General features: G+C 62.1%; 24 protein-coding genes. 18 read left to right on the top strand and 6 right to left on the bottom strand.

From position 1 onward, the window contains the following. Position 1 precedes the first annotated feature (1 nt). Positions 2 to 1,012: a LacI family DNA-binding transcriptional regulator gene (locus BSQ44_RS04195; protein WP_072602084.1), complete on the bottom strand. Its 1,011-nt coding sequence runs from the start codon at positions 1,010 to 1,012 to the stop codon at positions 2 to 4. A gap of 20 nt (positions 1,013 to 1,032) precedes the next feature. Between BSQ44_RS04195 and BSQ44_RS04190 the strand changes: the two genes are divergently transcribed. From BSQ44_RS04190 to BSQ44_RS04145, 10 genes are all read left to right on the top strand, one after another. Beyond that, positions 1,033 to 2,148 carry an alpha/beta hydrolase gene (locus tag BSQ44_RS04190; RefSeq protein ID WP_235633340.1) on the top strand — a complete coding sequence of 372 codons (1,116 nt, stop codon included), beginning with the start codon at positions 1,033 to 1,035 and terminating at the stop codon, positions 2,146 to 2,148. A gap of 315 nt (positions 2,149 to 2,463) precedes the next feature. Then, a complete protein-coding gene (locus tag BSQ44_RS04185) occupies positions 2,464 to 3,543 on the top strand; it encodes a C4-dicarboxylate TRAP transporter substrate-binding protein (RefSeq protein WP_083534449.1) in 1,080 nt (359 codons plus the stop codon). A gap of 4 nt (positions 3,544 to 3,547) precedes the next feature. Then, positions 3,548 to 4,099 (top strand): TRAP transporter small permease subunit, encoded by a 552-nt coding sequence (locus tag BSQ44_RS04180; RefSeq protein WP_157894500.1) that lies wholly within the window; start codon positions 3,548 to 3,550, stop codon positions 4,097 to 4,099. Beyond that, positions 4,056 to 5,450, top strand: a complete 1,395-nt coding sequence (locus tag BSQ44_RS04175; protein ID WP_335622617.1) for a TRAP transporter large permease — start codon at positions 4,056 to 4,058, stop codon at positions 5,448 to 5,450. Before BSQ44_RS04180 ends, BSQ44_RS04175 begins: the two co-directional genes overlap by 44 nt. A gap of 230 nt (positions 5,451 to 5,680) precedes the next feature. Then, positions 5,681 to 7,354 (top strand): AMP-binding protein, encoded by a 1,674-nt coding sequence (locus BSQ44_RS04170; RefSeq protein ID WP_072607844.1) that lies wholly within the window; start codon positions 5,681 to 5,683, stop codon positions 7,352 to 7,354. Continuing rightward, positions 7,317 to 8,573, top strand: a complete 1,257-nt coding sequence (locus BSQ44_RS04165) for a TetR/AcrR family transcriptional regulator (RefSeq protein ID WP_083534443.1) — start codon at positions 7,317 to 7,319, stop codon at positions 8,571 to 8,573. The genes BSQ44_RS04170 and BSQ44_RS04165 overlap by 38 nt, the downstream gene beginning before the upstream one ends. 182 nt (positions 8,574 to 8,755) lie before the next feature. Next, on the top strand, positions 8,756 to 9,679 hold the full coding sequence (locus tag BSQ44_RS04160; protein WP_072602078.1) for an alpha/beta hydrolase: 924 nt from the start codon (positions 8,756 to 8,758) through the stop codon (positions 9,677 to 9,679). A gap of 99 nt (positions 9,680 to 9,778) precedes the next feature. Continuing rightward, positions 9,779 to 10,717: a thiamine pyrophosphate-dependent dehydrogenase E1 component subunit alpha gene (locus BSQ44_RS04155; RefSeq protein ID WP_235633339.1), complete on the top strand. Its 939-nt coding sequence runs from the start codon at positions 9,779 to 9,781 to the stop codon at positions 10,715 to 10,717. Positions 10,718 to 10,731: 14 nt separating this feature from the next. Further along, complete coding sequence (locus BSQ44_RS04150) at positions 10,732 to 11,697, top strand: alpha-ketoacid dehydrogenase subunit beta (protein WP_210187917.1); 966 nt, start codon at positions 10,732 to 10,734, stop codon at positions 11,695 to 11,697. Beyond that, positions 11,694 to 11,936, top strand: coding sequence for a lipoyl domain-containing protein (locus BSQ44_RS04145; RefSeq protein ID WP_072602075.1), 243 nt, complete (start codon positions 11,694 to 11,696; stop codon positions 11,934 to 11,936). The genes BSQ44_RS04150 and BSQ44_RS04145 overlap by 4 nt, the downstream gene beginning before the upstream one ends. A 69-nt stretch (positions 11,937 to 12,005) precedes the next feature. On the opposite strand, the gene BSQ44_RS04140 is transcribed toward BSQ44_RS04145, so the two are convergent. Beyond that, a complete protein-coding gene (locus tag BSQ44_RS04140) occupies positions 12,006 to 12,596 on the bottom strand; it encodes a carboxymuconolactone decarboxylase family protein (RefSeq protein WP_072602074.1) in 591 nt (196 codons plus the stop codon). 119 nt (positions 12,597 to 12,715) lie between these two features. On the opposite strand from BSQ44_RS04140, the gene BSQ44_RS04135 reads away from it, so the two are divergent. Continuing rightward, the gene (locus BSQ44_RS04135) at positions 12,716 to 13,636 is read left to right on the top strand and encodes a LysR family transcriptional regulator (RefSeq protein ID WP_072602073.1); all 921 of its coding nucleotides are present in this window, start codon (positions 12,716 to 12,718) and stop codon (positions 13,634 to 13,636) included. A gap of 62 nt (positions 13,637 to 13,698) precedes the next feature. Here BSQ44_RS04135 and BSQ44_RS04130 read toward each other — a convergent pair whose 3' ends face one another. Next, complete coding sequence (locus BSQ44_RS04130) at positions 13,699 to 14,442, bottom strand: TetR/AcrR family transcriptional regulator (RefSeq protein WP_083534441.1); 744 nt, start codon at positions 14,440 to 14,442, stop codon at positions 13,699 to 13,701. Positions 14,443 to 14,612: 170 nt separating this feature from the next. Here BSQ44_RS04130 and BSQ44_RS04125 point away from each other — a divergent pair, with 170 nt between their 5' ends. Beyond that, complete coding sequence (locus BSQ44_RS04125) at positions 14,613 to 15,827, top strand: acyl-CoA dehydrogenase family protein (protein WP_072602072.1); 1,215 nt, start codon at positions 14,613 to 14,615, stop codon at positions 15,825 to 15,827. 702 nt (positions 15,828 to 16,529) lie between these two features. On the opposite strand, the gene BSQ44_RS04120 is transcribed toward BSQ44_RS04125, so the two are convergent. From BSQ44_RS04120 to BSQ44_RS04110, 3 genes are all read right to left on the bottom strand, one after another. Further along, positions 16,530 to 17,807, bottom strand: coding sequence for an ATP-grasp domain-containing protein (locus BSQ44_RS04120; protein WP_072602071.1), 1,278 nt, complete (start codon positions 17,805 to 17,807; stop codon positions 16,530 to 16,532). A 73-nt stretch (positions 17,808 to 17,880) separates the two neighbouring features. After that, entirely contained in the window at positions 17,881 to 18,963 is a 1,083-nt protein-coding gene (locus BSQ44_RS04115; RefSeq protein WP_235633338.1) for a type II glyceraldehyde-3-phosphate dehydrogenase, read from the bottom strand. Positions 18,964 to 19,121: 158 nt separating this feature from the next. Further along, positions 19,122 to 20,000 carry a DMT family transporter gene (locus tag BSQ44_RS04110; RefSeq protein WP_072602069.1) on the bottom strand — a complete coding sequence of 293 codons (879 nt, stop codon included), beginning with the start codon at positions 19,998 to 20,000 and terminating at the stop codon, positions 19,122 to 19,124. A gap of 138 nt (positions 20,001 to 20,138) precedes the next feature. Between BSQ44_RS04110 and BSQ44_RS26765 the strand changes: the two genes are divergently transcribed. From BSQ44_RS26765 to BSQ44_RS04080, 6 genes are all read left to right on the top strand, one after another. Then, complete coding sequence (locus BSQ44_RS26765; protein WP_157894499.1) at positions 20,139 to 20,708, top strand: hypothetical protein; 570 nt, start codon at positions 20,139 to 20,141, stop codon at positions 20,706 to 20,708. Next, entirely contained in the window at positions 20,705 to 20,953 is a 249-nt protein-coding gene (locus BSQ44_RS04105; RefSeq protein WP_072602068.1) for a DUF2933 domain-containing protein, read from the top strand. Before BSQ44_RS26765 ends, BSQ44_RS04105 begins: the two co-directional genes overlap by 4 nt. Further along, a complete protein-coding gene (locus BSQ44_RS04100; RefSeq protein WP_072607842.1) occupies positions 20,943 to 21,599 on the top strand; it encodes a methyltransferase family protein in 657 nt (218 codons plus the stop codon). Before BSQ44_RS04105 ends, BSQ44_RS04100 begins: the two co-directional genes overlap by 11 nt. Positions 21,600 to 21,835: 236 nt before the next feature. Further along, entirely contained in the window at positions 21,836 to 22,297 is a 462-nt protein-coding gene (locus BSQ44_RS04095) for a hypothetical protein (RefSeq protein WP_072602067.1), read from the top strand. Positions 22,298 to 22,346: 49 nt separating this feature from the next. Beyond that, on the top strand, positions 22,347 to 24,626 hold the full coding sequence (locus BSQ44_RS04085; RefSeq protein ID WP_083534439.1) for a heavy metal translocating P-type ATPase: 2,280 nt from the start codon (positions 22,347 to 22,349) through the stop codon (positions 24,624 to 24,626). Then, positions 24,623 to 25,981, top strand: coding sequence for an APC family permease (locus BSQ44_RS04080; RefSeq protein WP_235633337.1), 1,359 nt, complete (start codon positions 24,623 to 24,625; stop codon positions 25,979 to 25,981). The genes BSQ44_RS04085 and BSQ44_RS04080 overlap by 4 nt, the downstream gene beginning before the upstream one ends. Positions 25,982 to 25,994 lie beyond the last annotated feature (13 nt).

Below are 25,994 nucleotides of genomic sequence, written 5' to 3'. Positions count from 1 at the left end.
ATCAGGTGGATCCTCGAACGATCAGTCTGGGCTCGAACGTCCGGCTCGACCATTCATTCGTTGGGTCGGCGATAAGCGATTTGGTCGCCTGGCCGGCGTGAATGCTTACCTCTTCGACGGGATAATCAACCGTCGTCAGCGGTGTGGACAGAAGTTGCGAGATCCGGGTGTTGTTGTATCCCGCGAGCGCGATGTCCTCCGGGCACGACAGGCCGGCCGACCGCATGGTTTCCAGCATTCCCAGCGCCAGGGCATCATTGTGGGCGAAAACCGCGGTAGGGCGCGGGCGCATCGAAAGCACCTGCTCTCCGACTTTTCGTCCCGCGGCCGTGGTCGCATTCGGCGCGACGATTTCGGGTTCGCATTCAAGGACGCCGAGTCGCGCGCATGCTTTGGAGAATCCAAGCGCGCGATCGACGAACGTCGCGGAAATCGTGGGGCCCTTGATCTGGCAAACGACCTTGTGACCCCGTTCCGCGAAATGTTCGGCGACCATGGCCCCTCCGGCTTCGTCATCGCACGTTGCCGTGGGCAATTTGATCCCATTGATCTTGCGAATGGCGAGTATCACCGGCACGTATCGCGTCGCATCGCTCAGGATTTCCGCATCCGTATCGCTCGAGGCGAGCGAGATGATCGCGTCGACGCGTCGCGAGATGAACTGATCGAGCAATTCGCGGCTGGTCTGGTGGGAATCGCGCGTCTCACCGATCAGCGGAGTGAAGGGGTGCTGCCCCGGCGTGCCCAGTTCCGCGACGACGCGTCTGATCACCGTGATGAAGGTCTCGTTCTCCAGATCGGACACAAGAATGCCGATTGTGTTGGAGCTTCCACGGCGCAGCGTTGCGGCCGTGAGGTTCGGCCGGTAGCCGGCAGCCTCGGCTGCCTTGCGAATGATCTCTCGCGTCTCCTTGCCGACCAGATGCGACTTGTCGGTGCTGAGCGCGCGCGAAATCGTCGAGCGGTCGACCCCGAGGGAACGTGCCAATTCGCGCATGTTCACGCGAGCCATCGGGTGCAATCCCACGGTTCATGATCGACGGCATCCCGAACTCGGGCTGCGCTGCGGTTGGTCCATGCATAATCCGGATTATCTCTGCATGCAATCGATTGACAAAGCGCGGCGAGAGCGCAACAATCCAATGCAATCGATTGCGGCAGCCTGAAACGCTGTCCTGCACGGTGTGTGAGAGCCGAATTTGCAAGCGTCGGGGAGGACGAATGACCAAGCGTGTCGATGTCGAGTTTGAGTCGGAGGGGGTAACCTGCCGGGGCTGGTTGTTCCTCGCGGACAGCCCGAAGAAATCGCCAACGGTCGTACTGGCCGGCGGCTGGTGTTACGTGCGCGAAATCGTCATGCCGACTTATGCAAAGGCGTTTGCGGAGGCTGGTATCAATGCCCTGATCTTCGACTATCGAAATCTTGGCGTGTCGGACGGCGACAACCGCCAGCACCTCGATCCATGGGCGCAGATACGCGACTACCAGAACGCCATCAGCTTCCTCGAGCGACACGAGAGCGTCGATGCCGACCGCATCGGCGTGTGGGGCATATCCTACTCAGGCGGTCACGCATTGGTTCTGGCAGCCACGGATCCCCGGGTGAAATCGATCGTCAGCCAGATTCCGGTTGTCGACGGATATGAAAACATGCGCCGCGCGCACGGAACGATGGAGTATCGCAGGCTCTGGGACTTGATCCTGGCCGACCGCAAGCTCCGGTACGAGGAACCGGGCAAGCGGCTCTATCTCCCCCATGCCACAGCGGACTCGGAGTCGGAAGTCTCGTCCTGGCCGTTTCCGGAGACAGTCGAAACCTTTCTCAAGATCAAGGCGAGCGAAGCGCCGCTTTACGAAAATCGAAGCACCGTGGAGTCCGTCGATCTCCTGTTGAACTACGACGTCGGCTCCTTCGTGAAGCGCATCTACAATGTCCCGACATTGATGATCGTTGCGGAGGGTGACGACCTGACGCTCTGGGATCTCGAGATCAACGCGTTCAACGCGATTCCGACTCCGAAGAAGAAGCTCGAAATCCTGCCGCATACGACCCACATGACGCTCTATTCCGACAAGTCGAAAGTCGAGAAGGCGGCGGCGATCGCCCGCGACTGGTTCGTGGATACCCTCGGTGTCGCGGGCGGGTGAGCGCTTCCTTCGTAGCTGCCTGGAACAGGGCATCGAAACTGGAACATTGGCACTAGAATAATGGTTCAAAATTCAGTAGAACGGATGCAGTGTATAGGGGAGGGTTTGGAGCCGTTGTCGCTTCGATCTGGCGGTCGTGAAAAGCGCCAGATGCGTTTTGCGAACGCGACATGGCAGCGGACAAATGCAGGCGGGAGGCCCGCGTCCGGACTTTCAAGATGACTTCCATCGAAGCGCATCGGGACGTCGGCGCAGTGTGTTTTCGGTGCAGACCTCTGCGCCGCACATGACTAGGATCAACATTGGGAGGAATGCATGACTATCTCTATGAGGACGACCGTTTCGGCCGCGGCTCTTGCCGCCGTGCTTTCGACGGGTGCGGGTTTCGCGACCGCAGCTGAGACAATCAACCTCACGGCGGTTTCCGGCTACGCGCCGACTGCTTCGTGGGTCAAGATTTTCGAAGAGTACTTCATTCCGCAGGTCGACAAGGCGCTGGCGGAGAAGGGCGATTACGTCATCAACTGGAACAAGGGTTTCAGCGGCACGGTCGTCAAGCCGCGCGGCGAGCTCGACGCCGTTTCCAGCGGTGTCGCCGATCTCGCGATCGTGGTGCCGGCATTCCACGTCGACAAGCTGCCGTTGCACGCCGTTTCATTCGTGACCCCCTTCGCGACCGGCGACTTGCATCTCGTCACGCGCGCGATGGCCAAGATCGCCGAGGAAGTTCCGGAGTTCACCCAGGAGTGGTCGGATCTGGGTGTGCACTATATCGGGCCGGCCGGTTCCGTCGACAATTACGAGGCCGTCTGCAAGACCAACAAGCCTAATCCGAAAGACTTCGACGGGGTCAAGATCGCCGGTGCAGGTACCAATCTGCTCTATTTCAAGGGCGTCGGCGGGGTTGGCGTCAACAGCAATCTCGGTGATTTTTACAACGCCATGCAGACCGGTATCGCGGAATGCTCGTCCGTTTGGGCGGAAGCCGCAGCCGGTTTCAAGCTCTACGAAGTCGCGCCGTACTTCATCAAAGCCGACATGGGAGCCGTCACGTCGTTCGCTATCGCGGCAAACGAGACCTATTGGGAAACTCTTCCCGAGCCCGTGAAGGAGGCAATCGAGGAGGCGACCGCGGGCTACGGAACCGCCCTGGCCGACTACGTCGTTGCGGCGGCGGATGCGTCTCTGGAAACCTACAAGGCCAACGGCGGCACGATCGTCCAGTACACGCAGGAGCAGCGCCAGGAGATGGCGGCGGGAATGCCGAACATCGCGCAGGAGTGGGCCGAAGCGGCCGACAAGGCCGGGAAGCCGGGTTCGAAGATCCTGACGATGTACATGGACATGCTGCGGGCGAACGATCAGGAGATCGCGCGCGAGTGGGACAAGGAATAGGCCATTGGCCGAACCTGCCCCGGAAATGACAACGGCATCGCGTCCGCGCGGTCCCGTTGTCACTTTCATCAACAGTGTTTCGGGCGCGTTCAACGCGCTCGGATCCCTGCTGACGTTCGGTTTGATGTGCCTGATCTGCGCCGACGTGGCGTGCCGCTATCTTCTCAACGCTCCGATTGCCGGCGTTGCCGAGATCGTCGAGATATCCATTGTCGCGATCGTGTTCGCCCAGCTGGCGGACGCGACCGCGAATGACAGGATAACGCGCGCCGACAGCGTCATAGCGATGTTGCGGACGCGGCGCCCGAAGATCGCGCGCTCCATCGACTTCATAGCGGCGCTGACCGGTCTGTCTCTGATGGCCATACTGGCATATGGGATCATTCCCGCGATCCCCGTCGATTACGAGCGCGGATACTACGTCGGTACCGTGGGACTGTTCACCTTCCCGGTGTGGCCGACGAAGGTGGTGGTAGCGATCGGCGTGGTCCTTACCGGAATACAGCTTTTCCTTGCCGCGCTGCGCGCGTTGTTCGACGACCGCAGCAGCATTTGATCAAAAGACAACGCCCAGGACACAGACTGCGATGAGTCCAATAGAGATCGGCATCGTCTCCGTCCTGGTGATGCTCGCCTTGATCTACGCCGGCATACATGTCCCCTTCGTTCTCGCGTTGACGTCGTTCGTGGGGGTCTGGCTGATCAAGGGCAACTTCACCATTGCGACGCTGATGCTGACGCAGGCCGCCACACAGGGCATCGCCGACTATATTTTCGGTGTGGTGCCGCTGTTCGTGCTGATGGGAATGCTGGTCAGCGCCGCCGATCTCGGCAGGGACAGTTACATCGTCGCCAACCAGTTGTTGAGGCGATATGCCGGCGGATTGGGTATCGCGACGGTTGCCGCGAACACGGTTTTTGCCGCGATAACCGGCGTGACGATCGCGTCCGCGGCCGTGTTCTCGCGCATTGCCGTGCCTGAGATGCTGCAGTTCGGCTACAACAAGAGGTTCGCAGTCGGGGTCGTCGCCGGGAGCTCCGTGCTCGGTATGCTAATCCCGCCAAGCGTCCTCCTCATCGTCTATGCGCTTATCGCCGAGCAATCGGTCGGCGCGATGTTTCTCGCAGGCATCGGCCCTGGCCTGCTGCTGGCCTTCCTGTTCTCGTTGGGAATATTCCTGACCGCCAAGTTCTTTCCGCGATACGTCATCTCCGATCCGCAGAAGGCCGCGGCGATCGACACCAACGACAATCTCACCGGGCTTGAACTGGTATGGAAGATCGCGCCGGTCGTGATGCTGGTCTTTGCCGTTCTCGGCGGGATTTACGGCGGTGTGTTCACGCCGACCGAGGCCGGCGCGGTGGGCGCAGCTCTGGCGCTGGTGGCGGCATTGCTGAAGCGCCGGCTTACGCTGCGCGGCTTTTGGGCGATCCTGATCGAAACCGGCTACATCACGGCGTCGATCCTGTTCATCGTGATCTCCGCGACGATGTACAGCCGGATGCTCGGGATATCGGGGCTGCCCACGCAGATCGGCGACATGGTGCGCGATCTCGATGCAAGCTACGTCGTCATCCTTCTGGTGTTCATCGCGCTGGCGCTGATCCTTGGAACGATCATCGACTCGGTTTCGATCATCCTGATCACCGTTCCGCTTTTCCTTCCGCTTCTGGCTCCCTTCGATGTCAGTCTGGTGTGGTTCGGAATCGTCGCCGTACTTGCGACGGAGATCGGGCTGCTGACGCCGCCTTTCGGAATCTCGTGTTTCGTCGTTCGAAGCACGCTGTCCGATTACGGCGTCACGCTGGGGGACGTTTTCATCGGAGCGTTCCCGTTCGCTGTGGTGATGCTGCTCACCGTGGCGCTGATCGTGATGTTCCCATCCATCGTTCTGTTTTTCGTCTGACCGGGTCCGAAGCGTCAGGTCGCAGGAGGCATTCGTGACGGAAAATCCATCGCTTCTGCTTCAACCGCTAGTCGTTTCGGCTGCGCGAGTGAGCAACGGGATTGTGCTGCCCGCGCCCTGCCAGGAGACCGCGCCACGAGGACGGCAGACGGCTGGCAGTTCACAATGATCTTCGCGCCAAAGGAACATCCGGTCGGCAGTTTGCCGGTCCTCCAATGGAGTTGCCTTCGATGAACGCTCGATGGAAGACACGCCTGACCGAAGCGATTGTTGTCGAGCGCATGGCTTCGGGAGAGTGGGACGGCTCCACACTGGCCCAACATCTCGAACGGCTGTGGAGATCAGATCCCCGCACGGTCCTCGTCATCGATGGGGACAAGTCGCTCAGCGTGGCGGACTGCCGGATGATGGCGCTGAGGCTCTTGAGCGCCCTTCAGAGGCGCGGGCTTGTGCCTGGCGACGTCGTCAGCTTCCAGCTGCCCAACTGGCATGAGGCAATCATCATCGAACTTGCCTGCGCCTATGGCGGTCTGGTCTGCAATCCGATCGTTCAGATCTATCGCGACGCCGAGGTGCAGCACATCGTGGCCGACGCCAGGTCACGCGTCCTGTTCGTTCCGCAAAGTTTCCGCCGCTTCGACTATGAGGCGATGGTGTCGCGCATCGAGGGCGCGTGGAGCGACCGGCCCGAAACAGTTCTCGTCCGTCCGCTGAACGAAAGCGATCGCACCTCTTTCGAGATGCTCCTGGCCGACCCCACAGGTCTCCCAGAAATTGCGGACGTCGACGCCAACGACATCAAGCTTCTGATGTACACGTCGGGCACGACGGGTCGGGCGAAAGGCGTGCTGCACACGCACAACACGATCGGCGCGGAGGTGAGGAACTTCGCTCGCTTCCTCACACTTGGTTCCGACGACGTGGTTTTGATGCCGTCGCCGCTCGGCCATATTACGGGGTATCTGTACGGAATTCAGCTTCCCGTCACGCTGGGATGCCGCGTCGTGCTGATGGACATCTGGGACGTAGCCGTGGCAGCCGATCTTATCGATCGCCATGGCGTGACGTTCACCATCGGCGCGACCCCGTTCGTGCAGGAACTGGCGCGCTTTGCCGTAGACCACGCGCGGCCGATGCCGAGCCTGCGCTATTTTCCCAGCGGCGGCGCGCCGGTGCCGCCGGAAGTCGTTCACCGCGCCAACGCCGCGCTCCAGAACTGTACGGTTTTTCGCCTCTACGGGAGCACCGAGGCGCCGACCGTCACGCTCGGAGTGCCGGACAAGGCGCGGGCGGAACTCGGCGCCAGCACCGAAGGCTTCGTGGTCGCGCACGATGTCAGGCTCACCGACGCGGACGGCCGGATCGTGGCGCCGGGCGAAGAAGGCGAGATAAGGACGCGCGGACCAGAAGTCTGTGTGGGCTACGCCCGCTTTGACGACAACGAAGCAGCATTCGATGCTGACGGATACTTCCTGACCGGAGATCTCGCGCGCATGACGCCGGAAGGCTGCCTGGTCATCACCGGCCGCAGCAAGGACCTCATCATCCGCGGCGGCGAGAACATCAGTCCCAAGGAAATCGAGGACATTCTGCACGCACATCCGGCAATCGACGTGGCGGCGGTGGTGGCGATGCCGCACCATCGGCTGGGCGAGACCTGCTGCGCGGTGGTGACACTGAAACCCGGCGCGGATTTCGATTTCGCGGAGATGGAGCGCGCACTCTCGAGCAGCGGTCTTGCCCGGCAGAAGTTTCCAGAGCGCTTGGAAGTGGTCAGCGAAATGCCCTATACAGCCGCGGGCAAGGTTCGGAAAAATCTCTTGCGCGATCTCGTCCGCGATCTGATCGCGAAAGAAAAAACCTCAGATGGGAACAGTGACGAAGAAAAAGACGCGGCAGGATAATCAGCGCGAGCGACGCGAGGCGCTGATTTCCGCCGGGCTCAAGGTCGTCGCACGGCATGGATACACCAAAGCCTCGGTACAGCGCATCACTGATGCTGCCGGGCTGGCCCAGGGAACGCTTTACTCCTACTTCGGCTCCCATCAGGCTTTCCTGAACGAACTGCTTCCCGCTGAAGGCATGCGGCTGTTTCGGTACCTCGATCAGAACGCGCGGGATACCGGTGACTATTTCGAGGACCAGCGCCGGAATTTCCTCGCGGTCTCGCGCTTCCTGCAGCGAAACAGGCACTTCCTCCGTGTCATGACAGATGCCGAATGCGCCGCGCCGGACAGTTACGCGCAATACATGGGCAGCGTCGAGGACCGCTACCTCAAGGCCCAGTATGCGGCGGAAGCCGCTGGTCAGATACGAAAATGCCCCGATGACGAATCGCGCGTCATCGCCGAGATCCTGGCCGGTTCCATCGGGCACATCGCGCTCGGATTCGGAGGCCGTCCGGCCGGCGATGCACCGGGTATCCCGGATTGGGCTGCCGATACATTCGTCAAGTTCATCCGCAACGGTATCGCTTCGGGCGCGCAGACCCCGAGCTTCGATTTCGATCCGTCGCAGTTGGCGACGCACGGGCTGCGTCCCCGGTCGGGCGGCACGCGCGAGCGCCTGCTGGATGCCGCCGTCCGGGTGGTCATGGCGCGGGGCTTCGCCGCCACGAGCGTGACCTCTATCGCGGAAGCCGCGAGCCTGTCGGTCGGCGCGCTCTACACGCATTTCGAATCGCAGCAGGAGCTCTTCGACCAGTTGCTGGACCATGTCCGGATCGCCATGATCGACCACGTCCGCGCCTTCACGCATGGCGCCGAAACGCTGCTCGAGCGCGAGTACCGCGGCTTCTGCGGCTTCTTCGACTTTCTGGCGACGAGCCCCTGGTACATCCGGGTCGAGTCCGAGGCGTCGGTATGGGCCCCGGAGACCTACCGGCGCCATTTCTTCGATCTCGCGGATTCCTACGTAATCCTGTTGCGGCGATCGAAATCGGCCGGTGAACTGGTCGATTTCGAAGACCGCGAACTGCCAGTGCTGGCCTATGTCTTCATGGCGGCGCGCCACTATCTCGCGGCCCGATACGTTCCCTCCGACGGCGGTGTCCGTCAGCTCCCCCAACACGTCACCGACGCGTATCGCCGCCTGCTGCACCACGGACTGGCGGCCGCGAACTAGCACCATCGACAGGCCCGCGCGGCAGTCTCGACGATCACAGGCTACCAGCGGTCCATCGCTTGCAAACTCGGTCCCGGATTGCCAGCGCGCAAAGTGAATACTGGTTCAAAATTCGGTTGACAGACAGCTCCGTTTCGAACAGTTTGCGCGGCATAGTTCTAGTGCCAAGGGAGGATCCGGAATTGGCCGAGCAAGTCGAATTCAAGAGCAATGGCAACACGCTCAAAGGCATCCTCGTCCGCCCCGAAGGCGTGACGGGTGACGTGCCTCTGGTCATCATGGCAGGGGGCTGGTGCTACACCAAGGAAGTGGTGATGCCGCACTATGCGAAGTCGTTTCATGCGATCGGCTGCGCAACCCTCTATTTCGATTATCGCAACTTCGGCGAGAGCGAGGGCGACCGCCGCCAGCATCTCAATCCGTGGGAGCAGATCGAGGATTATCGCAACGCGATCTCCTTTGCCCAGACGTTGAAGGGCATCGATCACAAGCGGACCGGCATCTGGGGCATCTCCTATGCCGGCGGCCACGTCATCATCACGGCGGCGCTGGATTCGCGTCCCGCATTCGTCATTTCGACCGTGCCGGTGGTCGACGGCTTCCAGACCATGCGGCGCACGCACGGCGAACGGCGCTTCGCAGAGCTTCAGAAGCTGATCGCGGACGACCGGCAGGCGCGCTTCGAAGGCAAGCCGGGCGGCAACATGCCGATGTCACCCAAGGAAGATCCGACCAAGGAGCTCTCGTCCTGGCCCTTCCCGCACGTCTATGCCGGCTTCATGGGCATCAAGGCCAAGGAAGCTCCGCTGCATGAGCACTGGAACACGATCGAATCGACCGAGTGGCTGCTGAGCTATGTGGTGAAGCCCTACGCCCAGCGCATCGTCGAGACCCCGGTCATGGTGGCGTTGGCCCGCGCCGACAACATCACGTCCGCCGATCTCGAGGTGGAGATGTTCAACGCTATCGCGTCGCCGGACAAGAAGCTGGTGTCGGTGGGTGGCATCGACCACATGAGCCTCTACACCAATGTCGATCACCTCGCCAAAATGGGCAAGGTGCAGGCGGAATGGCTTGAAGAGACGCTCGCGAGACTCGACCACTGACCTTCCGGTGATCCTCTGGCCCTCGTCCAGGGCGAGGGCCTGAGAGACGAAAGCAACATGTCCAATCTGATCAACATACCCACGGCGGAACAGAAACTGTTGTTCCGCCGCATGATGCTCATTCGAAAGGCCGAAGAGCGGCTGGCCAGCGATTTCAAGGCCGGCGAGCTTCCGGGCTCGGTTCATCTCTACATTGGCCAGGAGGCGGTTGCGGTCGGCATTTGCGCCCATCTCGCCGCCAGCGACTACATAACCAGCACCCATCGTGGGCATGGCCATTATCTGGCCAAGGACGGCGACCTTTTCGCCATGTTCGCCGAGGTGCGTGGGAGAAGTTCCGGCATTTGCGGCGGCATGGGGGGCTCGATGCATGTCGCCGACATGTCGAAAGGCATCATCGGTGCCAACGGCATCGTCGGCGGCGGGATTGGCCTCGCCGCCGGCGCGGCGCTCGCCGCCCAGCTCGACGGCAATGGAGCGGTAGCCGTCGCGTTCTTCGGCGATGGTGCGTCGGCGCAAGGTGTGGTGTCCGAGGCTTTGAACATATCGGCGCTCTGGAAACTGCCGCTGATACTCGTATGCGAAAACAACGGCTACTCCGAGTTTTCTCCGACAAAGGCGGTCATTTCGGGCAACATCGCCGACCGGGGCGCCGCCTATGGGGTGCCTTCGGTCGCCGTCGACGGCAATGACATCGCGGCGATGTGGCAGGCCGCCCATGAGGCGATCGACCGGGCGCGCAGCGGTGATGGTCCGACCCTGATCGAAGCGCGAACCTATCGCTTTCACGGGCACGTTGAAGGCGAAGCGGGATTTCTCAAGTCCAAGTACCGCACGGACGAAGAGGTCGATGAGCGGCGCGACGCCGATCCTATCAAACGGTTTGCCGCCGAACTTGTGTCGCGGAAGGTTCTCGATGAAGCGGAAATCGAAGAGATTTCCCGGGAAATCGGCGCCTCCGTCGACGATGCCGCGGATCGCGCGGTGAACGAGCCATGGCCTGACGTTTCGAGCCTCGAAAGCCTGGAGGTGCGCTGATGGCCCGCAAGAGAATGATCCACGCGATCAACGATGCGCTTTTCGAGGAGATGGAGCGCGACGAGCGCGTCATCCTGTTCGGCGAGGACGTCGGAACGTCGATTTTCGGCGACACGCGCGGACTGCAGCAGAAATTTGGCCGTGAACGGGTCCGCGATACGCCGATTTCGGAAACAGTGATGGCCGGCATGGCGGTTGGCGCGGCCGCCGCCGGCTACCGGGTGATCTGCCACCTCATGTATGCCAATTTCATCTACACGGCATTCGATGCGATCGCCAACCAAGCCACGAAACTCAGGCTGATGACGAATGGCCAGATCAGGCTTCCCATCGTCTTCATGGCGGTTGGCGGCGGGGGACGGTCCAACTCGGCGCAGCATTCGGACTATCCGCACGCCGCCCTTGCAAGCCTCGGGGGCCTCTATGTTGTGACGCCGGGCAACTCGGGCGACGCCAAGGGCCTGTTGAAATCCGCAATCCGCTGCGACGACCCCGTCGTCTTTCTCCAACCAGCCAGCAGAGGCGGGGAGATGGGCGACGTGCCGGACGCGGAAACGCTCATCCCATTGGGTAAGGCTTCAGTTACCAAAGAGGGCGCGGACGTTACGCTGGTTGCCATCGCTGCAATGCAGCGACCCGCTCTGCGCGCGGCGGCTGAACTTGCGGAAGAGGGAATCGACGTCGAGGTCGTCGATCCACGCACGGTTTTTCCACTGGATCGAGCGACCATTCTTGATTCCCTGAAGAAGACGGGTCGCCTGGTTGTTGTCGACGAGGCGCGCCAAGCGGGAAGCATGGCGAACCAGATCGCGGCGATAGCGGCCGGCGAGGGCTTCAGGCACCTGAGGGCGCGCGTGACCTGCATCACCACGCGCGACCTGCCGATTGCCTATTCGCCGCCGCTCGAGACGGCGATGATACCCGACGCCGCGCGCATCGCCGATGGAATAAGAACACTCATGAAGGAGCGTGCCGCGTGAAGGTCGTCCTCAAACTTCCGAAGTTGAGCATGAACATGGACGAGGCAACGCTCGTCACTTGGCACAAGAAGAAGGGTGAGAGTTTCGCCGCCGGCGACGTGCTCTATTCCATCGAAACGGAGAAAGTCACGTCGGACGTGGAGGCCCCCTGCGCCGGCGTCCTGCTCGAGACGATGATCGCCGAAGGCAGCGAAGCCGAGGTCGGGGCGTCGGTCTGCCGGATCGACAAGACCGATTGATCGCCAAGTCTCAAGTCAAAAAGAAAGCCGGCCGACATCACTATCGGGCCGGCTTCCAGTGCATCTCGGTTATTCGGCTGCGACCGCGACGGTGGACTGGCCTCGAAGCTTTGGCTGAATCTCACAGGCTTCATCCCAGGTCCTTACCTGAAGTGCACGCGCAAACTTGCCGACGCCGGCCGTTTCAGCGCACAGCAGCGCGAGTTCGATAATCTCTTCCTCGCTGAAATGTTGCTTGATCGCATCAAACACATCGTCTGAATCCAGTGCGTCGTCGCCCTCATGGAACAGGAGGGCGAACCTGAGCGCCGCCCTCTCCCGCTCCGACAGCAATGGGCTGTCTTCGAATTCGATCGTCGCCATCAGCTTTTCTTCGCTCAGACCTTCGGCGGCGGCGACGCGGGAGCGCACCGTCGAGCAATAGCCGCACTCGTGTCTTGTCGACAGCAGGACGCGGCACATCTCCTTGATCTCGACGGGCACGATGCCGCCGTTGAGGACTTCGTTCCATGCGCGCAGCCAGACGCGGCCGACTTCGCTGCGCGTGAATATGCTGGCGATCAACGCATCGGGCGCCCCGTTGAAGGTGCATGTGTCGACGAGCAAAGTCTGCGTCCGCGTCATTTCGGACCGTTCGAGCATCTTGAGCCTGGGTGCCATGTCTTCCTCCTTGATGGGTTGCGAACGGTACACCCGGCCGCGCGGGCGTGATATGCATGATCTGAAATCACATCGATACGCATTCTGCATGGCAGCATCGTGGGGCGCATCCGGCCGGCATGGACACCAGAGTCATCCGCAGTTTTCTGAGGGTCGCCGAGATGGGAAACCTGACGCGGGCGGCCGAGTCCCTCGGCGTAAGCCAGCCGACATTGACCCGCATCATTCGCGGTCTGGAAACGGAGACCGGCGTGAAGCTGCTGGAACGGACGCGACGCGGAGTCCGGCTTTCGGAAGCAGGACAGCATCTCGCGGAGCGTTTGCCTGCCTTGGTTTCGGGAATCGAGAATGCCATAGACGAGATACGGTCCGCCGACTTCGAACCCACCGGCGAGATCAAGGTGGGCATTCCCCATTCGATGGCCAGGACGGTAGCGGTGCCCCTGGTCATCTGGTTCATTGAACGATTTCCGAAAAGCACGATCCAGCTGCAGCTTGGCGTTTCGCACGAAATCGAGCAGGCGCTCGGCTTCGGCCAGATCGACATCGGCATCCTGATAAGTCCGCAGACGCAGGTTCCCCTGGTCAGCGTGAAGCCGCTTGCGACCGAGCCGCTGATGCTGCTCGGACGGTCCGATCAGCCCTTGGTGGCGAAGAACGCGAGATGGAGCGAGGTGGAAGGCCTGCCGCTGATCGTGCCGCCGGTACAGAATCCGTTGCGACGTCGCATCAATGCCGCCGCGCAGGCGGCCAGCATCGACTTGACGATTCTGGCGGAGGTCGGGGATGCCGCGGTTGCAATGGAACTGGTGGAAAAGGGTGTCGGCTACGCGCTGCTGCCGGAATCGATAAGCCGCGAAATGCGTGAAGCCGGTCGCATCACCGGCCGAAAAATTGGCAGCGAAATGGTCGTTTGGACAATCGCCGTATCCAATCAAGGCGCATCGATACGCCTGCGGGATGCGGTCGAAGGACGGCTGCGCGCAATCGCCGCGACGCTTGCAACCGGCAGCTCATGGAGACCGGTAGCGGCCGACTGACGTTCATCGGCAAGATTTCTTCGAGCGACATTCGGTCCATGGAAACGACCATGCGTCCCTGTTCAAGCGGCACGCGTGGCGAGCTCCACCATCCGCGTGATGGTTTCGACATAGTGGTCGATCGACGTGCCACGCTTCCGGTATTTCGCGCGCTTGACGTACCAGTCCTGCAACAACGGCTTGATGAGGGCCGCGGTGAGCGCCGGATCCGAAACGGCGAAGGCGCCGGATGTATTGCCACGAGCAAGGATGTCGGCAAGGACGTTTTCCGCCAGGAGTTCGCTGTCGACAGCCGCGTTTCTTGCCGATTTCGGAAAGGACTTCGCTTCCATGTAGGCGAAGACGAACCAGGGCTGCATCTTTTCCGTCAGATGGACGTGGGTCGCGATGACCCATTTCAGATGCGCTAGGGGATCGCGGGCAATGTCTGCGGGAGCCGTGTCCATGACTTCTTTCAGCGTAGTCGAGACCTCGCCAAGGACCATCAACAGCAGCGTCTCCTTGCTGTCGAAGTAGGAATAGAGTCCACCCATGCTGAGCCCCGCCTCCGAGGCAAGTTCCCGCAGCGACGTTGCATGGAACCCCTTCCGGTTGGACAGTCGCAAAAAGGCGCCAACGATGCGTGCCAGATTGGCGACCGCCAAGGGTTGCTTGCGCACGCGTATGCGCTCGCCATGGCGTTCGACGATGCGCGCGCACAGAGCCTCCATCGTGTAGCCCTCCGTCGCGCCGGGCTTGATGCGTTGGCTCACAGATCGAGCTCCCTTGTGTCTGATGCGGCTGCAGCGAACCCGCTGCGCCGGCATGTCGGAGGCTTACCCGCCCGGTGAATTCGGGTCCAATGTTAGTCGCCGAGGATGTCGGCGAAATCAACGCTTGCGGCCGGTCCATAGTCAAATTAAAAAACGAGCGCTCGCTCGGAAATGGCTACCGACAGGCGGGCCGCCGATCAGCCTTCACAGCCTGAGGATCACTCATGGATTTCACGATTGCACCTCGTATCGAAGAGTTTCGCTCGCGCATCGCCACGTTTGTCGACCAGCGAATCCTGCCGCTCGAGGCAGATCCGGCGAACTACGATGCACACGAGAACATCCGCCTGGATATCGCCGACGAACTGCGGTCGCAGGCGCGGGCACAGGGCCTTTGGTGTCTTCAGTTAAAGCAGGAGACGGGCGGGCAGGGCTTCGGCAAGGTCGGAATGGCGGTCTGCTACGAGGCGATGAACCGTTCGATCTTCGGACCCTTGATCTTCAACTCCGCCGCGCCTGACGACGGCAACATGATGCTCCTCGAGGCTGTGGGGACCGAGGCGCAGAAGCAGCGTTGGCTCAAGCCGATCGTGGATGGCAGTGTTCGCTCCTCATTTGTCATGACCGAGCCGCATCCGGGCGGCGGGTCGGATCCGTCCATGATCCAGACCACCGCCACCCGCGAGGGCGACCGCTACGTCGTTCGCGGCCGCAAATGGTTCATCACCGGCGCGGAGGAGGCCCGCCATTTCATCCTCGTCGCCAAGACCTCCGAGGACCCGCGCAAGGGACTGACGGCCTTCCTCTTCGACCGCGACCAGCCGGGCTGGCGGATCGAGCGGCGCATCGGGATCATGGGGCCCGAAGAGCATGGCGGTCACTGCGAACTCGTCTTCGACGGGCTGGAGATACCGGCGGAAAACATTCTGATGAAGGAAGGCGACGGGCTGAAGGCCACGCAGATTCGGCTCGGCCCGGCGCGGCTGACGCATTGCATGCGCTGGCTTGGCCTGTCGAAGCGTTGCGTCGAGATCGCACGCGCCTATGCCGCGGAGCGCACCGGGTTCGGCAAGCGCCTTGCCGACCGCGAGTCCATCCAGATGATGCTCGGCGACCTCGCCATGAAGATCGAGATCGGCCGATTGCTGGTGATGAAGGCCGCGTGGGCGCTGGACAGGGGCTCTTTCGCCCGCAAGGAAGTCTCCATGGCCAAGGTGCATGTCGCCAACCTGCTACACCAGGCGGCCGACACGGCCATCCAGATCAACGGCGCGCGCGGATACTCGAAGGACACGGTTCTCGAGTGGATCTACCGATACGCCCGCCAGGCCCGACTCGTCGACGGCGCCGACGAGGTCCATCAGATGGTACTCAACAAACATCTCGACACCGAAGGCACCGACTTCTGGAAATGGGAGGCCGCTGGGGGCGACTCCTGAGCACCTTGGCAGGTATTCAGGATCAAGGAAGGCGGAAATCAATGCCGCCGCTTGCCGTGAAAGCGGCGGGGATGGCTGCAGATCGCCGACCTCATAGCGAATCATGATGTCCTCCACGCCGACTACACGATTGGCCTTCGGCCGGATGCCGCGATAGGAGCGGCGTATCTGCTGCCTCGCACGGTAGTGTGCCGATGGTTCTGCAAACTCGCTGAGAGGGGGCGGTTATTGCAGGCTGGTGATGTTCAACGTCACCGGTTCCCGCGAATGACCGCCACCGTGACCGGGACCGAAGGTAAGACCGGCGAGTGTGGCATTGAATATCGCGGTAGGTGTCCATCAGGGACCTCCATTAACTAGAGGCTTCCTATTGATCGCATTTCTAACGACGAAGATAGTTCTAACTATCCCGCTTTTTCCGCATTGTTGCGACTGTTGAGTTGCGTCGGTTTCGAACGTTTGCGATCCGCTGTACCAGTTCGCCGCCCCCGGCTCGCCGTTCAACGGGAAAGTTCGGCTACCAAAAGCAGCCTTCCTCAACAGCTCGCTTTGAATGTGGGGCGCAATGTGGCGCACCTCCTAGAGCTATAAAAATAATTGTGCAATGTCAGGAAATTAGCTGCAAATCTGGCGGAGGGAAAGACCCACATATCCAACGTTCTCTGACACATCCGCCCCGAAATGGCGAGAATTGCTGGGCTTCTACACCACAAACACCGGAGCGAACCCGCCACCTGGGGTCCTGAAATTTGTGGTCTGGCCTTGGTAGAGGCGCGCAGCCACCAGAAGCACTTGCCCGTCGTAGGTATACAGCCGAACGTCCATCTTGCGCGCCTGCGGCGTCTCATCGATCTTGATCATGCGCTCGCTCGGCCGGACCAGGGTCTGGGCAACGTAGCCGCCCCGCTCAATTTGTGACCAGACGCCTTTCGTCACCTTGTCGCCGCGGTACACTGCCTTTCCGCCATGTCCGCTCGTCGGCTTGAAGAAAAGGTCCTTTCGCGATCTCCAAAGTTCGTCGGCGTTCTCTGGGGTGACAAGGACAGTGCGTGGGACGGCTTTGAGTTGAACCAGAAGTCTAGGTTCCACGCCCCAGCCTTCGAGTATCGCCGGGTCGGAGAGCAGCGAAAGGTTGCGCTTGTCGGCAAGAAGGGCGTGGTTGTGCGGATTCGGCGTTACGACCACCGCGCCATCGCGGTAGGCCTCACGCAGCGCTCTGTGCTCTGGCTGATCAAACGCGAAGTCGGTGACGCGGTTATACACGAGCTCGATTTGCCTGCCCTCGACGCTGAGCCGGCCCGCCTCGTAGCGAAGATGACTGGCATCCGCGATAATCGCGTCCACGCCTCGCGCGGCCAGAACTTGCCGCACGAGCACGAACTCAGGGTAGAGATACTGTTCCTCTGGCCTGTCGTCGACGATAGCAATCCGACGTGCGGCGCCGGCTCCCCGCTGGCGCGTCCATTCGTCCTGAAACATGCGAAACGCCGCATCCTCAAAGGTGTGCGGCGTCAGTGGCATGTCCATTTCGGCGCAACACTTGCGCTGCGCCTTTGCAAGAAGGGCATTGAGGAATGCCCCGCCGGCGTTGGTATTGATCTCGATGAGCCGGGGCCCGTCTTCGCCTAGATGGAAATCGTAACCCATCAACGCGCCAACAGGGCCATGATCCTCTTGCGAGATTTCCGGCGCCCAAGAGAGGACGGCGGCCTTGTATGCGGCGAGCCGCGCGGTCGCCTCGATCGCTGCGACCACCTCCTGCATCTCGGCCACCTGGCTGGCCGCGAGGAACACTGGCACATTCGAGAACAAATGCGCCTTGGGTAGGATGAAGGTCTCGCAGAACTCCGGGTCGCCAGCCTCGCGCTCAAGCGCCTCGCAGAGCGACCGACGGTCGAGGGTGATGCAGAAGCAATTCTGGTTCAGCCGCTCCGAGAGGGTCTGAACTGGGCCCGTGGACGTGGGGCCTGGATCGCTCATCGCCCCCAAAGCCCTGGCTGTCCCGAGGCCGGACGCGCGTCAGGCCCGATGCGGGCATCGAAAAGTCTTGGAATCATCGTTGCCTCAGTGTTTCGGTCAGCAGGCCGATCCCGAGTGCCGCATCCGTCCTTGCGATGGAGTCTTCGGCGCTCGCGATCACTCCGCACAGTGCCCGGATCGCGTCGATCGTCTCTGGAATGACGATGGCCTGGTTGTCCACCATGTAGGCGTAGAACAGTTCGTCCCCCTGGACCTTCAGCATGTCCGACCAAAGCGCGACTTCGTAGAGGTTGTCATGTGGCCGGCCGAGGTCGGCCATGAGTTCCTTGACCGCGTTGAGGGCCGTCAACCCGGCATCCATGCGGATCAGGGCAATCCGAGACGATGCGGCAAAGGCGTCGAGCACCTCTTCCCTGGAAGCCGGCCGGGTCAACTGCACCGACCAGTAGTGCAGATGAGCCAGGGTCTCCGGCACCTTGACCGCCATCGTGACGACATCGAGGTCGGGGTCGACGCTCTGCGCATCCGGCCCCTGATGGCTGGGAATCTCGGGCTCGGGGACGAGCGTGTTCATGATCCCGCCGAGGTGACTTTCCCAAGGGTCCGTCGCCCGGCGCAGCAGCGTCCCGCGCGCGCGACGCAGCAGGCCTGCCTGCTTCAATGCCGTAAGGGTTCTCACGATCGAGGTGGTGTTGCAGGAGACGACGCGCGTGCTGTCCCGGTTCAGCGCACTCGCATAGGTGGATTCCGCAACGAAGGAGTGTCCGGTCACATCGTGCTTCTCGCCACCCTGGACGATGAACTTGATGCCCCTTTGTCGATAGATGTCGACGTTCACCGCCGCGATCCGCTTCGGCGTGCAGTCGACCACCAGATCACTCGCCTCAAGCAGATCATCGAGGTTCCCGGCGACATCGAGACCGGCGTTCCGCATCGCCTCTGCATGGTCACCGGTGGCTGCGAAAAGGCGGTAACCCTTCTGCGTCGCCATGCGTGGCCGCCAGTCGGCGCTGATATCCGCAACCCCGGCCAGCTCCATATCGTCCTGCACGGCAACGGCGTCGGCGACACGCTTTCCGATCACGCCGTAGCCGTTGACGGCGACGCGGATCTTTTTCGCTGGGGTCATCGGCTTCTCCTCGCGTTGGTAGCGCACGTCCGTGATGTGCCGCTGGCTGCTGTCGAAATACTGCCAAGTATTCCACAAATGCGGCTCAGTTACTGCCCCCGAACCACCCGGCTTGGCGAATTTCTTTGAACGGTGTCCACCTTATCATGGCCTGTCCAATGCCATCCTCGTTTCCGTTGGCGCCGTCAGGATGAAGCGGCGCTCCGCTGCACCAGGAAGATGCCGCTCAGCACCAGGACGACACCGAAAATCTGGACTGCCTCCAGCCGCTCACCGAAAAAGGCCGCGCCGATAATGAGCCCGAAGATTGGCACCAGAAAGGTAAAGGCATTCGCCCGATTGAGCTCGACTCCCTCCAGCGCCACGAACCAGAGCCAGAACGCGAGCGATGATCCGAGGACCGCAAGGGAAACGAGGACGAGGGCGAATTCGGTCGACCACGTCAGCATCGAGATATCCTCCGTCAACATAGACAGGAGGGCCAAGGGTACCGCGCCGATGAGCAACTGAAAGCCCATCGCCATAATCGGATCAACCTGGCCGGTGAGGCGCTTGATGGCGACATTGCCCACGGAAACACCAGTCGCGGCAAGTACGACGTAGGCGATTCCGAGGGAGTAGCCCTGGACGTGGGCTGAAGCGATGCCCGGCCAAGCGATAACAGCGATGCCGGCCAAGCCGACCGCCAGCCCGGTCCTTCCAGTCGCCTTGAGACGTTCCTCCAGGAAAACATACGCGAGAACCGCGGCGACGATCGGCTGCACGTTCGCGATGACGGTCGCGAGTCCCGGCGAAACGAACTCGGCCGCATGGAACATGCCGAAGAAACCCATGCTTGTCGCCCCCAGCCCGACCACGACGATCAGAAACCAGGGCCGCGCGCCGACAGGCACCGGACGATGGCAGAGGGCTCCGAGTGCAATCAGGCAAACGCCTGCCAACGCAGCGCGCAGGGCCGCAAAGGCAAGATGCGGCGCAAGGTCCAGGCCAATGGTGATGAGGGGAAAGCATGCGGCCCAAAGCACCATGACCACCAGAAGGCGGAGGGCGGCGCCGATCGTCATTGCTCATGCGCCAAGTTTCGCCCGATGAATGGAGCTTGCAGTTTCATTCGAGAGTAATCCTTGCTATCATTGCCAAATTGATCCAGATCAGAGCGGACGTTGCGACGCCATCCTACATGGAGGGTCGCAGAAAGTCCGGTGGACGAGGCAAGAAATACCATGTCGCAGGCAATTACTTGGCAGTGCAGAAAGGATCCGTATCGTTTGACACGGGGCCTGAAGCATTGGCTGGCGCTGCTGCTGGTACTTGCCTTTTCAACGCCAGGTCTTGCCCATGTTTCGATGGGCGACCATGCCGCGTCGGCAACATCGCTTTCGCTTGATGTTGCGTCCATTGATCAGGCCGTGACTGCGGAACCGGATTGTGGCGATGCCCAAGAAGCCCACGGTCCAACCTGTTGCACTGGCAGCGTCTGTTCCTATTTCGTCCCGCCGGTCTCGGCGGGAGGCACGAGCATGGCGATGGTCGTTGAAGTTGTAGCACGCCTTACCGACGAAGTTCATCCCGGCCGCGCGCCTCTCCCGGCGTGTCGGGCTGCTCCGACCGGTCCCGCCGGTCCGGCCCTGCAACGTTCCCGAGAGAGTTTCGTCATGAACCATCCATCATATCGCCAGTTTCTGGCATCGACTGCCGCCGCAGGCATGATCGGCGCGGCTTCTTCGCTGCTGTTTTCAAAGTGCCCCCGTTACGAGGGCGCAGGGTCATGACCCATCACGATCACTCATCCGCCGAGCCAAAGGCAGACGAAGATCGGCGCCAGCCGTTTCTGAAAACTCCGGCCGGTCTCGCGGTCTGCGTGTTTCTCGCCGTTGCCGGCGCCTTTCTTGTTTTCGAGCACAGGGTTCACCTTCTGGGAGCCTGGCCGCTTCTGTTCCTGCTGGTCTGCGGCGGCATGCATTTCTTCATGCATCGAGGCCACGGTGGCCACGGCGGTGGCAGCGATGAACGGTGATGTTCCCGCCTATGGCCTGTGGTTTCTGGCCGCCTTGAACGCGGGCATCTTCATCCTGTTCGCATTCAGCTTCTTCAAGCCGAACACGACGCGCGACTGGCGCTCGCTCGGGGCCTTTTCGGCCTTCATCGTTGCCCTGTTCGCCGAGATGTACGGTTTCCCGCTGACACTCTACCTGCTGGCAGGCTGGGTCGGCAGCACCGTTCCGGCTTTCGATCCGCTCTCGCACGATGCAGGCCACCTTTGGCCAGCCCTGTTCGGCTGGTCGATGAATCCGCATTTCAGCCCGTTCCATCTGCTGAGCTACGTCTTCATTGGCGGCGGCTTCATCCTGATCGCCAAAGCGTGGCACGTGCTCTACACGGCGCAGCGCGCCGGAGAACTCGCAACCACGGGACCCTATGCCCACGTCCGGCACCCGCAGTACGCCGGATTCGCGCTCATTATCATCGGCTTCTTCCTGCAGTGGCCAACCTTGGTAACAGGTCTGATGCTGCCGATACTGCTCGTGATGTATTGGCGCCTCGCCAAGAGTGAGGAACGCGAGGTGGACGCCGCATTCGGCGAGAAATACCGCCGATATGCCAGTGCGGTTCCGGCTTTCCTGCCGCGCCCCGCAAGTCTGCTCCGTTCGAGCAGGGGGTGATCGTGGCGTCTTATCTTCCTCATCAACCAGGAGTACGAAACATGAGAACGCGAAATTTTCCGACGGCCCTGTTTGCGGGTTTGTTTCTTCTTGGGACCGTGACCTCGGTCGCAGCCCAAACCGACGCACAGGAGCATGATGCTCACCACCCTGCGGAAACGCAGGCCACTCCACCAGCGCTCCCGACGCCACCAGGTGAGTCGCCCGCGACCGCTGCACCTGGAAGCATGCCCGGTATGGGCATGATGACGCCAGAAATGATGCAGATGATGCAACGCATGATGGGTCAGGGTGGGATGCCCGGCATGATGGGAGGCATGACCGGCCAGGGAATGCCTGAGGGCGGGGCGGGTTCTGGCATGACGGGTCAGATGCCGATGGCAGGCATGATGATGTGCCCGATGATGCAGATGATGCGGGGTGGTCAGGCAGGAATGGGCATGCCCGGCATGATGAATGGTCAGAGCATCCTCCTCGGAACGCCGCTTGGCACACCGGACGAGATGACGGAGGACCGAGTCCGGGCCCTCCTGGAGCAGCAGTTGACCAACCTTAACAACCCGCGTCTGAGGCTCGGCGAGATCGGCACCGCGAGTGACGGGAGCATCACTGCGGAGATTGTGACCGTGGACGGCTCACTGGTTCAGAGGCTCGCCTTCAACCGCTATCCCGGTCTGGTGCGCCAGATAGCCGAATAGTCGCGCGGCCACCTGACACTTGTACTGGCGCCTGCCAAAGGAGAACACGATGAAAACAGTCGCAATCGACGTCGGCGACTTGCTGACAGCGTTGAGCCCGGACGAAGTGGGACGGCGGATCGGCGAGGTGCCTGGCGTCGAAAGCGTCTCTGTGGATCATACGGCGCACAGCGCCACGGTGCAGTACGATGAGACACGCGTAAAGGTCGCCGACATCAAATCACTGGCACAGCGGCCGGGACCCGGCGCCGACGCCTCGTCTGCCGCCTCGACCGGCAGGGGGCACGAAGGCCACGCGACGGCAGGAGCATCACCCGAAAGGCCAGAACCCGCGTCTGGCCATTCAGGCCACGGGAATCATGACAAGCACGAGGGCCACTCCCCCGCGATGTTCCGGGACCGCTTCTGGCTCTCATTCGCTCTCACCGTTCCGGTGGTCATCTGGTCGGCCCACATCCAGGAACTTCTCGGCTACCGGGCCCCGGCGTTTCCCGGATCGGACTGGATCGGCGCCGTGCTCTCAACGGTCGTCTTCATCTACGGCGGTCTGGTTTTCCTGCAGGGCGCGTGGCGAGAGCTTCGGTCCCGACTGCCGGGGATGATGACCCTCATCTCTCTCGCCATCACGGTCGCCTTCCTGTTCTCCTGGGTCGTTCAGCTCGGGCTGATCGATGCGGCTGCGCTCTGGTGGGAACTGGCCACGCTGGTCACGATCATGCTCCTCGGCCACTGGATCGAGATGCGGTCCATCAATCAGGCCGAGGGGGCACTGAAGGAACTGGCGAAGCTCCTTCCGGACATTGCGACGCGGATCACCGACGGGGGCGAGGAGAAGGTTGCGGTCAGCGCGTTGCAGAACGGCGACCTGCTGCTGGTGCGTCCAGGCGAGAGCGTGCCCGCGGACGGCGTGGTGCGAAAGGGAGAGAGCGACGTCAACGAGGCCATGATCACCGGCGAGTCAAGGCCGGTGAAAAAGCGGGAAGGCGACGAGGTGATCGCCGCCACGATCAACGGCGAGGGATCCCTGCGCGTTGAGGTCACCGGCACGGGAGAGAAGACCAAGCTCTCCGGCATCATGCGGCTGGTGGCCGATGCGCAGAAGTCCAAGTCCAGAGCGCAGCACCTTGCAGATCGCGCAGCCCGGCTTCTGACCTTCGTCGCGATCGCCGCCGCGGCCATCACCATCGTGGTGTGGCAGTCTGTCGGCGCAGCGATCGACTTCTCCGTGGTGCGGATGGTGACGGTGCTGGTGATCGCCTGCCCGCACGCGCTTGGGTTGGCCGTGCCGCTGGTGGTGGCCATCTCGACGACGCTGGGCGCCCGCAACGGGCTTCTGGTGCGCGACCGGCGCGGACTCGAGGAGGCGAGGAACCTCGACACCGTGATCTTCGACAAGACCGGCACGTTGACGCTTGGCGAGTTCCGGGTCGTGGCGATGTCCGTCGCGGATGGGCTGGCCGAGGACGAGGCGCTTCGGATCGCATCCGGCATTGAAGCCGAATCCGAGCACCCGATCGCCCGGGGCATCGTGAAGACCGCACAGGACAAGGGCATAGACGTGCCCGTCGCTGAAGGCTTCCGCGCAATCACCGGCAAGGGGGTGGCGGCGACGATCGCCGGCACCGAATACCACATGGGTGGCCCGGCTCTGCTCAAGGCCGAGAATGTGCAGGTACCGCAGGCGCTGCTGGAGGCGGCCAAGGCGGCGGCCGACAGTGGACGGGCTGCCATCTATCTCGTCCGCGAAGGCAAGGCCCTGGCCGTCTACACCGTGGCGGACGCGATCCGCGAGGAGAGCCGCGAGGCCATTACGGCGCTGCATGAACGGGGGATCGAGGTTGCCATGCTGACCGGCGACGCGCAGGCCGTGGCCGATGCCGTCGCGAGGGAGCTGGGCATCGATACCGTGTTTGCGGAAGTGCTCCCCGAGGACAAGGCCTCGAAGGTCCGCGAGCTTCAGGCGCAGGGCAAGAAGGTCGCGATGATCGGCGACGGCGTGAACGACGCCCCGGCCCTGGCCACTGCCGATATCGGGATCGCGATCGGCGCGGGCGCGGATGTTGCCGTCGAGGCCGGGCATATCGTGCTGGTGCGGTCCGATCCCCGCGATATCCCCCGCATCATCACCCTGAGCCGCGCCACGTACCGCAAGATGATCCAGAATCTCTGGTGGGCGGCGGGTTACAACATCTTCGCCATACCCCTTGCCGCCGGCGTTCTGGCGCCCTGGGGCATACTGCTGACACCCGCAGTGGGCGCGATCCTGATGTCCGCGAGCACGGTGGTTGTGGCCATCAACGCGCAACTGTTGAAGCGCGCAAAACTATGACTCCGTCGACGGGCCAGCCACGAATGCAAGGGCAGTACAAGGCAAACAGCATCACCTTGCACGGTGCGGTCGCGATGGGCACGGGCGTGATGATCGGCGCCGGCATTTTTGCTCTGACCGGTCAGATCGCCGAATTGGCGGGACCCTGGTTTTCGCTGTCCTTCATCGTCGGCGCCATCGTGACCGCGCTCAGCGCCTACAGCTACATCAAGATGTCGAACGCCTGGCCCTCCTCGGGCGGAATCGCGATGATCCTGCAGAAGTGCTATGGGCGGGGAGCGGTCACCGCCGGCGCGGCGCTACTGATGGCGCTCAGCATGGTCATCGCCGAAAGCCTGGTGGCGCGCACCTTCGCGACCTACGTGCTGCGGCCATTCGGGGTAACGGGCGGGCCGCTCGTGCCGATCCTCGCAGTCACGGTGATCCTGTTCGCGTTCCTCGTCAACATTGCCGGCAACCGGTCGGTCGGGCTGTTCTCGCTGGTCATGGCGACGCTCAAGATCGGCGGCATCGCGCTCTTCGGGATCGCGGCGTTGTGGGCGAGCGGATTTTCCTTCGCCGCCGCCTCCGAGACAGGCCGGGACTTCACCGCGACCGGCTTCGTCGCTTCGGTGGCGCTGGCCATACTCGCCTTCAAGGGCTTCACCACAATCACCAACAGCGGCGCCGAGATCACCGAACCGAACCGCAACGTCGGCCGGGCCATCATGATCTCGATCGCGCTCTGCGTCGTCGTCTATCTGCTCGTGGCCTTCGGCGTCGGATCGAGCCTCACCATCGACCGGATCATCGCCGCGCGCGACTATTCCCTGGCCGAGGCCGCCGAGCCCGCCCTTGGCCGGGCGGGCTTCCTCCTAACCGTGTTTCTCGCGGCGGTGGCCACCGCTTCGGGCCTGCTGGCCAGCGTCTTCGCGGTGTCGCGGATGCTGGCGATGCTCACCGACATGAAGCTGATCCCGCACAGCCATTTCGGCATGTCGGGCCAGATCCAGCGCCACACGCTGATCTACACCGTCGTCATCGCTTCGGCGCTGGCGGTCTTCTTCGATCTGGGCCGCATCGCGTCGCTGGGCGCATTTTTCTACCTGATCATGGACATGACCATCCATTGGGGCGTGTTCCGGTACCGGCGGCAAGAGATCGGCGCCGCGGGCGCTGTGCTGCTGGCTGCGATTGGCTCCGACGCGGCGGTGCTCGCGGCCTTCACTGCGATGAAGCTGCAAAGCGATCCCGCCATCGTCCTCTACGCCGCGATCGCGATCGGCGCGGTGTTCGGCTTCCTGCGGATCTACCTCGGTCAATGGACCGCAACGCCTGGCGATGGCCACGCGGAGCACAAGGCCGGTGGGTCATGACTTCGGTGCATTC

It is taken from the genome of Aquibium oceanicum (assembly GCF_001889605.1).
In the GTDB taxonomy this organism is placed as follows: Bacteria; Pseudomonadota; Alphaproteobacteria; order Rhizobiales; family Rhizobiaceae; genus Aquibium; species Aquibium oceanicum.
This window is presented reverse-complemented; position numbering and strand designations above follow the sequence as displayed.

What these genes read in the sequence shown, in the direction of transcription:
- BSQ44_RS04195 (WP_072602084.1), bottom strand. Translation starts at nt 1,012, where the DNA reads ATGGCTCGCGTGAACATGCGCGAATTGGCACGTTCCCTCGGGGTCGAC.
- BSQ44_RS04190 (WP_235633340.1), top strand. Translation starts at nt 1,033, where the DNA reads ATGATCGACGGCATCCCGAACTCGGGCTGCGCTGCGGTTGGTCCATGC.
- BSQ44_RS04185 (WP_083534449.1), top strand. Translation starts at nt 2,464, where the DNA reads ATGACTATCTCTATGAGGACGACCGTTTCGGCCGCGGCTCTTGCCGCC.
- BSQ44_RS04170 (WP_072607844.1), top strand. Translation starts at nt 5,681, where the DNA reads ATGAACGCTCGATGGAAGACACGCCTGACCGAAGCGATTGTTGTCGAG.
- BSQ44_RS04165 (WP_083534443.1), top strand. Translation starts at nt 7,317, where the DNA reads ATGGGAACAGTGACGAAGAAAAAGACGCGGCAGGATAATCAGCGCGAG.
- BSQ44_RS04150 (WP_210187917.1), top strand. Translation starts at nt 10,732, where the DNA reads ATGATCCACGCGATCAACGATGCGCTTTTCGAGGAGATGGAGCGCGAC.
- BSQ44_RS04140 (WP_072602074.1), bottom strand. Translation starts at nt 12,596, where the DNA reads ATGGCACCCAGGCTCAAGATGCTCGAACGGTCCGAAATGACGCGGACG.
- BSQ44_RS04135 (WP_072602073.1), top strand. Translation starts at nt 12,716, where the DNA reads ATGGACACCAGAGTCATCCGCAGTTTTCTGAGGGTCGCCGAGATGGGA.
- BSQ44_RS04130 (WP_083534441.1), bottom strand. Translation starts at nt 14,442, where the DNA reads ATGCCGGCGCAGCGGGTTCGCTGCAGCCGCATCAGACACAAGGGAGCT.
- BSQ44_RS04125 (WP_072602072.1), top strand. Translation starts at nt 14,613, where the DNA reads ATGGATTTCACGATTGCACCTCGTATCGAAGAGTTTCGCTCGCGCATC.
- BSQ44_RS04120 (WP_072602071.1), bottom strand. Translation starts at nt 17,807, where the DNA reads ATGAGCGATCCAGGCCCCACGTCCACGGGCCCAGTTCAGACCCTCTCG.
- BSQ44_RS04110 (WP_072602069.1), bottom strand. Translation starts at nt 20,000, where the DNA reads ATGACGATCGGCGCCGCCCTCCGCCTTCTGGTGGTCATGGTGCTTTGG.
- BSQ44_RS04105 (WP_072602068.1), top strand. Translation starts at nt 20,705, where the DNA reads ATGACCCATCACGATCACTCATCCGCCGAGCCAAAGGCAGACGAAGAT.
- BSQ44_RS04100 (WP_072607842.1), top strand. Translation starts at nt 20,943, where the DNA reads ATGAACGGTGATGTTCCCGCCTATGGCCTGTGGTTTCTGGCCGCCTTG.
- BSQ44_RS04095 (WP_072602067.1), top strand. Translation starts at nt 21,836, where the DNA reads ATGGGCATGATGACGCCAGAAATGATGCAGATGATGCAACGCATGATG.
- BSQ44_RS04085 (WP_083534439.1), top strand. Translation starts at nt 22,347, where the DNA reads ATGAAAACAGTCGCAATCGACGTCGGCGACTTGCTGACAGCGTTGAGC.
- BSQ44_RS04080 (WP_235633337.1), top strand. Translation starts at nt 24,623, where the DNA reads ATGACTCCGTCGACGGGCCAGCCACGAATGCAAGGGCAGTACAAGGCA.